The following is a 7,901-nucleotide window of genomic DNA, read 5'->3' on the forward strand; positions in this document are numbered from 1 at the left end:
CTTAGGCGGACGGCTCCGCGGCAGTCGTAGGGGCCGGATCCGTCGCCGGCACCCTCCGCCGACGCCGCCGCTTCAGCAGAGCCCAAGGACCACGCGGCCCCGTAGGCATCGCGGCCGTCACCTCGGTGCCGGCTTCGGACGCGGCCTCGGCGGCCGCGCGAGCCACCGGCAGGAAGCCCTCGCGGCGGGTGACGTCGGGGCGCTCCTCCTCCGCCGGCCACAGCCCGAGGGCCGCGCAGACGGTCGGAAGTACGGCCATCGCGGCCGTCGCGTAGCCCTCCGCGGAGGGGTGGTAGTTGTCGGGGCCGAACAGTTCGCGGGGGTTCTGTGCGAACTCGGGGCCGAGGAGGTCGCCCAGCGACACGGTGCGGCCGCCCTGCTCGACGGCTCCGATGGTCTGCGCGGCCGCCAGCTGCCGCGAGGCCCGCCGGGCGAGCCAGCGCAGGGGCTGCTGGACGGGCTCGATCGTGCCGAGGTCGGGGCAGGTGCCGACCACGACCTCGGCGCCGGCCGTGCGCAGGCGGCGTACCGCGGCCGACAGATGGCGTACCGAGCGGGTCGGGGGCATCCGGTGGGTCACGTCGTTCGCGCCGATCATGATCACGCAGATATCGGGGACCTGGGCGGGGTCCTCCAGGACCAGCGCCACCTGGCGGTCCAGGTCGTCCGACTGGGCCCCCGGCTGCGCGACGTTGCGGAGCTCCACCGGGCGCTCGGCCACCGCCGCGAGCCCCGAGGCGAGGAGGGCGCCCGGGGTCTGCCGGGCCCGGTGGACGCCCTGGCCGGCGGCGGTGGAGTCGCCGAGCATGACCAGGCGGAGCGGGGGGTCGTCGGGGGCGTCGTACGGGTTGCCGTCGTACGTACCGGTGCGCGCGCCGGACGGGCGGCCGTACCGGCTGCCGTACGAACGGCCGTACAGGCCCTCCGCGCTCGGCGGACGCGGACTGTGCCCGTTGCCCACGACCCGCCTGGCCATCCGCACCTCGGCCAGCAGTACGCCGACGGCCGCCGCACCGACCAGGCCGATGCCACCGCCGCCGTATGCCGCGCCCGCCGCGATGCGCCGGGCCACCCTCGCCCTAGACATGCTCGACATGCGTCGCCGCCACCTCCTAGTAGCCGTAACCACTCCTTGCCCCGTAGCGGCCCTCGGCCAATCCAGAGGAGATGTGAACGTGAGGGGATCAGGAGGAGGGGGGCTTAGGCTGGCGGAACATCACGACCATCCCTTTTTGCAGCTCCGGAGACAACGGTGCAATTCCACGACTCGATGATCAGCCTCGTCGGCAACACCCCGCTGCTGAGGCTCAACAGCGTGACCGAGGGCATTCGGGCGACCGTCCTGGCCAAGGTCGAGTACTTCAATCCCGGCGGCTCCGTGAAGGACCGCATCGCGCTGCGCATGATCGAGGCGGCGGAGCAGAGCGGGGAGCTGAAGCCGGGCGGCACGATCGTCGAGCCCACCAGCGGGAACACTGGTGTGGGGCTGGCCATCGTGGCGCAGCAGAAGGGGTACAAGTGCATCTTCGTGTGCCCCGACAAGGTGAGCACGGACAAGATCAATGTGCTGCGGGCGTACGGGGCCGAGGTCGTGGTCTGCCCGACCGCCGTCGACCCTGAGCACCCCGACTCGTACTACAACGTCTCCGACCGCCTGGTGCGTGAGACGCCCGGCGCCTGGAAGCCCGACCAGTACTCCAACCCGAACAACCCGCTCTCCCACTACCACTCGACCGGCCCCGAGCTGTGGGAGCAGACGGAGGGGAAGATCACCCACTTCGTGGCGGGTGTGGGCACCGGCGGCACCATCTCCGGGACCGGGCGGTATCTGAAGGACGTGAGCGAGGGGCGCGTCCAGGTCATCGGGGCCGACCCCGAGGGGTCCGTGTACTCCGGCGGGTCCGGGCGGCCGTATCTCGTCGAGGGCGTCGGTGAGGACTTCTGGCCGACCGCCTACGACCGGACCGTCGCCGACGAGATCGTCGCCGTGTCCGACAAGGACTCCTTCCAGATGACCCGACGGCTGGCCAAGGAGGAGGGGCTGCTCGTCGGCGGGTCGTGCGGCATGGCCGTCGTCGCGGCGCTGCGGGTCGCCGAGCGGCTCGGGCCGGACGACGTGGTCGTCGTCCTGCTGCCGGACGGCGGGCGTGGGTACCTCTCGAAGATCTTCAACGACGAGTGGCTGGCGTCCTACGGGTTCCTTGAGGAGACGGGGCCGACCACACGCGTCGGGGACGTGCTGAAGCACAAGGAAGGCGCCATCCCCCATCTGGTCCACATGCACCCGGACGAGACGGTCGGCCAGGCCATCGAGGTGCTGCACGAGTACGGCGTCTCGCAGATGCCGGTCGTGAAGCCGGGCGCCGGACACCCCGATGTGATGGCGGCGGAGGTGGTCGGTTCCATCGTCGAACGGGACCTCCTGGACGCGCTGTTCACACAGCGTGCCTCCCTCGCCGACCCACTGGAGAAGCACATGTCGCCCCCGCTGCCACAGGTGGGTTCCGGCGAGCCGATCGCGGATCTGATGTCGCTCCTGGGCGGCGCGGACGCGGCGATCGTGCTGGTCGAGGGCAAGCCGACTGGAGTCGTGACCCGTCAGGACCTTCTGGCGTACCTGGCACGCATGGAGCAGTGAGGCGGGCGGGTGTTGCCGTCCTCGCATTCCGGCGGTCGTCATCCCGTGCGCTTGGCGTGAGGGGCATCCGCATGCGAGGACGGCAACACCCGCTGTGACCCTTCAGTCCATGGCCATAGGCTTGACCCTCAGAAGACCCGGGTCGAACGGGGCACGGCGCGATCGCCCAGGCGGGAGCGGCAGGACGGTCACCGATTCCAGTACGTCGGCGATCGCCGCCCGCCGCTGATCGAGACTCATCTCAGGCCATCGTGATGGGTCTCGGCCGACCGAAGTGCCCTGCCAGTTCCGGCGGTGTTCCTCGCGAACCGCTTCGAGCCCGGAGATACGGGTCCTGAGGTCGGCCATCTCGCGAGAGAGGTCGCTATCGCTGAGAGCGCCTCTGCGCAGCTGCTCTTCCAGCGACCCGCGTTGCCCGACAAGGAGTTGCAGCAGTGCCGTACCGGCCCACTTCGGCTGCGCGGAGCCGATGGCATCATGCCGCTTGTTCAGCAAGGAGAGAACAATCTCCTCAAGGTATCTGTCGACGTCACGGACGTTGCGCGCGGTACCCGCGCAGTCCAAGGCGGTGCACACATACACGGCGTTGTCGGGGTTCTTCTCAGTCGGCCGGGGCCTCGCACAAGTTGCCCGTGGATGGCTCGGCATCCTCCTCGTGCTGGTGACGAATGCCCGTCCCGGCCTCGCGTCCCTTGGCCAAGATCGCGGACCGCGTGCTCTGGTCGGCACTGATCCGGGCGTAGTCCACTCCAGGTAACCGGCCTCCAAGCCACTCCTCGAAGGTGTGTCCGGCTTCCAGAGCTGAGACGAGTGAGGGATTGAGGAAGCTCCTGGACCAGCCGGGCATGCGAGCGTCTCTTCGAGGGAGGGGGAACAGTTCGACTGCCTCGAAATATCCAGGTGGACGGCATGGCTGGCGAGTGGATGGCCGATTGAATGACCGTATCGAGTGAATTGAATGACTGTATCGAGTGATGGGTGTGCTGCTGATTGATGTCGCGGTCGGCGGTCGACCGAACTTCGCGGAAGTGGTACGAGCGTGTCACGTCCGCGCAGCACCCGCTTAACACGGGTCCGGCACATTAGTGGGTGTCGGCAGGGCGGGAGCGGCTCCCCGCCCCGGCCGGCAGCGAACGGCGCCAAGGACCTCCGGAGCGGCTCCCGGACCTCCATGGACGCCACGGACGCGCAAGCCAAGCCCTGACCCGGCCCGCGTCCCTCGCGGGGACCGCCGTCGTCCCGCCCCCCGTCAAACGGGGGTGCGGCGGTCCCCGCGCATATCTCTTCCGGGGACCCCTTCGGGACTACTCCTCCCACTCCGAGTCAGCGCTCTTGCGGCCCCGCTTGCCCGTGCGCGGCGACGTTCGCAGTGCCCACGCCACGTTCACGCCCACGATGCCCGCCCAGGTGACGAAGAGGCCCGGGAGGTCGGCGACGCCGCCGCCGATGCCGGAGAGGGGGATCGCGGCGACCAGGGAGACGACGCCGAAGCCGTACCGTTCGCCGAAGGAGTCGGTGGACTTGGGGGAACGGGCACCGCGGGCCATCACCATCTGCTGCTCCGCGACCTGACGCCGTACCCGGCGGTCCACCGCGCCGTCGATGCGCTGGTCGACCTTCTCCAGGAACGACTCGACGAGCGCCGACTCGTAGTCCTCGCCCAGCTCTCTGCGGGCATGCAGGGTGGCGGCGAGTTCCTTCTTCACCTCGGCGTCCTTGAGGTCGGCGGCCTTGAGCTGCGCGTCACGGGCATCCATTCCGGTCATGCTTTTCACGGTAGGGAGCCGGGGGCGGCTTGGCACGGGGGTTAGCCCCCCTGTTTCCTGAGAGCGGCCGCTGTAAATGAGAGTGGACCTGACCAGCTCATATCAGGAGGTCGGCGGCATCGCGCAACGGTTGGCGCCGTGGTCGACTCCTGTGGTCAGAGCTGACATCGCACCACTTCGAGGCACGTGGCCCGGGCCGCGTTCGATCGATCTCGCGGATATGGAGGCCGACAGGCGCGGTGGTGGCACCCCGGCAGCAAGACAGGCACAGATCGTGGCGATCACGGAGTTGTGACGCTCTGTCATCAACGGGGAGGCCTGTGCCTGTACTGCCATCATGGCTGACCGATCCGCTCTGGGGCCGATTTCGCCGCCTTGCTGCCTGAGCGATCGAACTACGCGCCGACCCATCCGCCGGGCTGCCACCGCACAGGCATCGGCGACCGGTTCGTCTTCGACAAGATGCTGCAACTCCTGCGATTCGGCTGCTCCTACCGGGCGATCGCGGGTTCCACGAGCTGGCCCTGCGGGCGGAGCGGGACTGGGACGAGACCAAGCAGATGACAACCGGACTGCTGCGCGGACACGGCGTACCGCCCCACCGCTCGCGACTTTCCGTGGAACTGCGTGACTGCCTACGGGAACGGCCGGACAACGGGCCGACGTCCTCTGCCGATCCCGCCCTGACCGTGGACGTGCTCTACGACGTCTTCCAGGGCGCACTCATGCGATGGCTGCCCCAAGAGGCTGCGCCGCACGGGGCGTTCACAGCCGAGGTGGACGCCGCGATCGCGCTCGTGCTGGCCGGATTCGCGAGTGATGCGTAGACAGCCACAAGCACATGGTGGGAAGCGCCATCGCTACCCGTGACGGCGAGCTCTGTGCCCGCTCCACGGCGCTCTGGCTCACCCTTCCTCTGCACGCGGCCCAGCCCCATGGAACAGTTGCAGGCAGCACCGGCTCCGGCCGGTTGACGACCGGTTGTGCAAACCGCGCTGGTCATCGCCGGCTCGCACGAAATCTGCCGGCGATTCGTGATAAGCCCGGCAATCCAGGTCGTCGTCGCGGCAGTGCCTACAGTCCGAAGAGCCGCGCCCCGTTCTCGTGACAAACCCCGCGCAACCACTCATCACCCAGTCCGAGCCGCTCAAGGGCCTCGAGCTGATGGACGTATGTGTAAGGGATGTTGGGGAAGTCGGACCCGAGCAGAATCCGATCGCCCAGGTCGGCGAGCCGGCCGAGTTCGGTCGCCGGGAAGGGATTGAAGCGCTCGCTGAAATCCGTGAACACCATGGTCGTGTCGAGGCGCACCTCGTCGTACCGCTCGGCCAGGTCCAGGAAGTCGGTGTACTCCGGCATCCCCATGTGCGCCACGACCAGGGGAAGGCGCGGATGCCGGGCGAGGAGCCGCCCCACCGGCTCCGGCCCGGTGTGTTTGCCGGGCGCGGGACCCGAGCCGCAGTGCATGACCACGGGGACTCCCGCCTCGGCCAGCATCCCCCACACAGGATCGAGCAGCTCGTGAGTTGGGTCGTACGCCCCCACCTGCACATGGGACTTGAAGACCCGAGCCCCCGCCTCGACCGCCGCGCGCACATACTCCTCCACGCCCTTTTCGGGGTAGAGGGTGGCCGTGTGCAGACAGTCGGGCGTGCGTCCGGCGAAGTCGGCGGCCCATTCGTTCAGCCAGGATGCCATGCCGCCCTTGTGCGGATAGAGCATCGCGGTGAAGGCACGCACCCCGAACTGCCGAAGCAGCGCGATCCGTTCGTCTTCCTCCTGCCGATAGGTGATGCCCCACTCGATGCCGGTCATCGGGCCGACCGCGTCGAAGTACTCCCACACCTTGCGCAGAACCCGCTCCGGCATGAAATGCGTGTGTACGTCGACAAGCCCGGGCACCCCGATACGTCGCCGAAACCTCTCGACAGCCTCGACTTCACCCACGGGGCCGTTTCCTCTCGACGCCGCCGTGCACGAGGGTGAATACGGTGGTCTGGCAACCGAATTGAGGTGCCAGCTCTACAAGTTGAGGTAGCGGCTGTGCGAATCGCGTAGTCATGCCCTCACTGTCACGTGGAGGCGCCGCCGGAAACAACCTTCTTATTCCTCTCTACCTTTGATCTTGGCCAGTGCTCCGGCGTTTACGCCGGGGGTGAAGGCCATCTCAAAATAGGTGTGACCCGCACCGAAGCACGGGTCTGCACTGTTCAGCTCATCCCACGGGGCGTTTCTGCCGCTCGATGTACTGCTGTACGACGGTCAGAGGCGCCCCACCGCAGCTTCCGGCGAAGTACGAGCCGGACCAAAAGTGCCCGCCCCACAGGTACCGGCGCACGTGCGCGTCGTACTCCTTGCGCAGCAAGCGGGCGGAGACGCCCTTGAGGGAGTTGACCAGCTTGGAGAGCTGGACTTTCGGCGGGTAGTGCACGAGCAGGTGTACGTGATCCTCTTCGCCGTTGAACTGCTTGAGGTCCGCTTCGAAGTCCGTGCAGACCTCTCGCATGATCTCTTCGCAGCGTGTCAGCATCTCGTCCGTGAATGCCTTGCGTCGGTACTTGGTGACGAACACCAAATGCACGTGCAGGTTGCAGACGACGCGACGGCCAGTGCGTACGTCAGGGTTCGGGGTTCCAACGTGGTGACATAAACCAAGAGTGCATAGTGATCGTCATGAGCGAACTCGGTTTGGTGAAGCGGCAGTTCGGGCATCGCGCCCGACTGGCGCTGAGCCCTGCCGAGATCCGGCTCATCGATGACCAGGCGCATGCGGCCCGCACCATGTGGAACTGCCTGCACTCCTGGTGGCAGATGACGCCGAAGAGCGACACGAAGCTGTCTCTCGCTGATGCGGCGATCCGGCAGGCCCGCAAGGACCTCGATTACCTCGCCGTCCTCCCCGCTCAGGCCGCGCAGGCCGTCTTGAAGACGTACCTGCGCGCCTGGGTGAACTGCTGGGAAGGCCGGGCCGACGAGCCGAACTATAAGGGCCGCTTCCGCTCGTCGATGTCCGTGGACATCCCGCAGGGCCGGGACCTGAACATCGTCCGCGTGCACCGCCGGTGGGGCATGGTCAACCCAAGGTGTGCCGGGTCCGCTTCCGCTGGACCAAAGACCTCCCGGTCGGCAAGCGGGCGGACACGGAGAACCGGATCACCGGCGCCCGCCTCGTGAAGGAAACGAACGGCTGGCACATCGCCTTCCGCGTCCAGACCATCGAACGCGCCCCCGAGCCCCACCAGGGGCCGGAGGCCGGCATCGACGCCGGGGTGAACATCCCCCTGGCCCTGTCCAACAAGGACCACCAGGACCACGGGCGCCCGCCTCGACTTCCGGATGGCACCGCCGACCGGGACAAGTGGCTGACCCCGAAGGAGAAGGCCAAGCTCCTCAAGCTGGAACGGCAGGCCGCGCACCGCAAGACGTTCCGCAAGCGCGGGGAGAAGACCTCCAAGCGGTTGCAGCACACCTACGACCAGATCAAGCAGCTCCGAGCA

The 7,901-nt window shown here is 67.9% G+C and carries 7 protein-coding genes and 2 pseudogenes; 4 read left to right on the forward strand and 5 right to left on the reverse strand.

Translation table 11 applies throughout. The annotated features are described in order from the left end of the window. Position 1 precedes the first annotated feature (1 nt). A complete protein-coding gene (locus F3T56_RS31375) occupies positions 2-1,096 on the reverse strand; it encodes an SGNH/GDSL hydrolase family protein (RefSeq protein ID WP_172639231.1) in 1,095 nt (364 codons plus the stop codon). 156 nt (positions 1,097-1,252) lie between these two features. On the opposite strand from F3T56_RS31375, the gene F3T56_RS31380 reads away from it, so the two are divergent. After that, complete coding sequence (locus F3T56_RS31380; RefSeq protein WP_149828726.1) at positions 1,253-2,638, forward strand: cystathionine beta-synthase; 1,386 nt, start codon at positions 1,253-1,255, stop codon at positions 2,636-2,638. A gap of 102 nt (positions 2,639-2,740) precedes the next feature. On the opposite strand, the gene F3T56_RS31385 is transcribed toward F3T56_RS31380, so the two are convergent. Beyond that, positions 2,741-3,214, reverse strand: a complete 474-nt coding sequence (locus F3T56_RS31385; protein WP_149828727.1) for a hypothetical protein — start codon at positions 3,212-3,214, stop codon at positions 2,741-2,743. A 728-nt stretch (positions 3,215-3,942) separates the two neighbouring features. Beyond that, a complete protein-coding gene (locus F3T56_RS31390) occupies positions 3,943-4,395 on the reverse strand; it encodes a hypothetical protein (RefSeq protein ID WP_172639232.1) in 453 nt (150 codons plus the stop codon). A 329-nt stretch (positions 4,396-4,724) separates the two neighbouring features. Between F3T56_RS31390 and F3T56_RS31395 the strand changes: the two are divergent. Together F3T56_RS31395 and F3T56_RS31400 are read left to right on the forward strand one after the other, a co-directional pair. Continuing rightward, positions 4,725-4,920: pseudogene (locus F3T56_RS31395) on the forward strand (IS5/IS1182 family transposase); the annotation flags it as partial. A 44-nt stretch (positions 4,921-4,964) separates the two neighbouring features. Next, the gene (locus F3T56_RS31400; RefSeq protein WP_149828729.1) at positions 4,965-5,231 is read left to right on the forward strand and encodes a hypothetical protein; all 267 of its coding nucleotides are present in this window, start codon (positions 4,965-4,967) and stop codon (positions 5,229-5,231) included. A 247-nt stretch (positions 5,232-5,478) separates the two neighbouring features. Here F3T56_RS31400 and F3T56_RS31405 read toward each other — a convergent pair whose 3' ends face one another. Together F3T56_RS31405 and tnpA are read right to left on the reverse strand one after the other, a co-directional pair. Then, positions 5,479-6,351: an amidohydrolase family protein gene (locus F3T56_RS31405; protein WP_149828730.1), complete on the reverse strand. Its 873-nt coding sequence runs from the start codon at positions 6,349-6,351 to the stop codon at positions 5,479-5,481. 268 nt (positions 6,352-6,619) lie between these two features. Continuing rightward, complete coding sequence (tnpA, locus tag F3T56_RS31410; RefSeq protein ID WP_149828731.1) at positions 6,620-6,991, reverse strand: IS200/IS605 family transposase; 372 nt, start codon at positions 6,989-6,991, stop codon at positions 6,620-6,622. Between the two features lie 86 nt (positions 6,992-7,077). Here tnpA and F3T56_RS31415 point away from each other — a divergent pair. Further along, a pseudogene (locus F3T56_RS31415) lies at positions 7,078-7,901 on the forward strand (nuclease/transposase family protein); the annotation flags it as partial.

It is taken from the genome of Streptomyces tailanensis, assembly GCF_008386495.1.
GTDB lineage: Bacteria > Actinomycetota > Actinomycetes > Streptomycetales > Streptomycetaceae > Streptomyces > Streptomyces tailanensis.